General features: G+C 58.4%; 1 protein-coding gene. It reads right to left on the reverse strand.

Annotation, left to right across the window (positions count from 1 at the left end; all coding sequences use genetic code 11):
- Nucleotides 1–480 precede the first annotated feature (480 nt).
- A partial coding sequence (locus tag BS640_RS21800; RefSeq protein WP_277620118.1) for a transketolase-like TK C-terminal-containing protein occupies nucleotides 481–1,272 on the reverse strand: 792 nt, incomplete at its 5' end.

A 1,272-nucleotide genomic window follows, 5' to 3' on the forward strand; every position in this document is an offset into this window, starting at 1 on the left:
GTCTTTAAGGTCAAAAGCACGTGCCTTGCACGCTGGGCGCTGGCCCAGACCAGCCAAGGGGCCTTCCCAGGCCAAGGCCCCTTGGAACCCCACGCCTTGTTATTTTTGCATGTGTCTTGCCAGCCGATGAGTTTGTTTCAGATGCTTGCGCACGTGGCGTAGGCCGCGCCGCTTCGCGGTTCCGAGCCAAATGCGTCTCGTCACGCTTCGCCCGGCGCAGCCCCGAATCCGCCAACAATCCTCTTAAATAAAAACCGGCAACCTTGCGGTCAAATCCACGCACGGTCAGACCAAAATTCTTTGTGTTTTTCAAATCGGAAAAGCGCCTCGGAGTTAAAGGGCGTTGACCTCAAGGCAGGTTAGGCAGCCGCCCGATCACCGCCGTCCCCCCCCAGGCCGTGCGCCCAGCACAAAAAAAGCCCCGGTTTTCACCGAGGCCTTTATCACTGCCTTAAAAAGCAATTTTGCAATAAAAAGTAATTACTTAAGAAGGGATTGCGCCTTCGCAACAATATTATCCACCGTGAACCCGAACTCTTTAAACAGCAGGTCCGCAGGCGCTGACTCACCGAAGGTGGTCATACCGACGATTGCGCCGTTCAGGCCAACGTATTTGTACCAGTAGTCCGCGATACCCGCCTCAACCGCAACGCGCGCGGAAACGGCTTTCGGCAGCACTGATTCGCGGTAAGCGGCGTCCTGCTTGTCGAACGCGTCGGTGGACGGCAGAGAGACCACGCGCACTTTGGTGCCCGCCGCGGCCAGCTTGTCGGCCGCTTCTACAGTGATACCCACTTCAGAACCGGTCGCAATCAGGATAACCTCTGGCGTACCTTCGCTGTCCTTCAGGATATACCCCCCGCGCGCCACGTTCGCCAGCTGCTCGGCGGTACGCGGTTGCTGGGTCAGGTTCTGACGGGAGAAGATCAGGGTCGTCGGACCGTCGTTGCGCTCGATAGCGTATTTCCACGCTACCGCGGACTCAACCTGGTCGGCTGGACGCCACAGGCTCATGTTCGGGGTCACACGCAGGCTGGCCAGCTGTTCAACCGGCTGGTGCGTCGGGCCGTCTTCGCCCAGACCGATAGAGTCGTGGGTGTAAACGAAGATGTTGCGGATTTTCATCAGCGCGGCCATACGTACGGCGTTACGCGCGTATTCCACGAACATCAGGAAGGTTGCGGTGTAAGGCAGGAAACCGCCGTGCAGCGCAATACCGTTGCTGATCGCGGTCATGCCGAACTCGCGCACGCCGTAGTGAATGTAGTTACC

It is taken from the genome of Rouxiella badensis (assembly GCF_002093665.1).
GTDB classification, from domain to species: Bacteria; Pseudomonadota; Gammaproteobacteria; order Enterobacterales; family Enterobacteriaceae; genus Rouxiella; species Rouxiella badensis.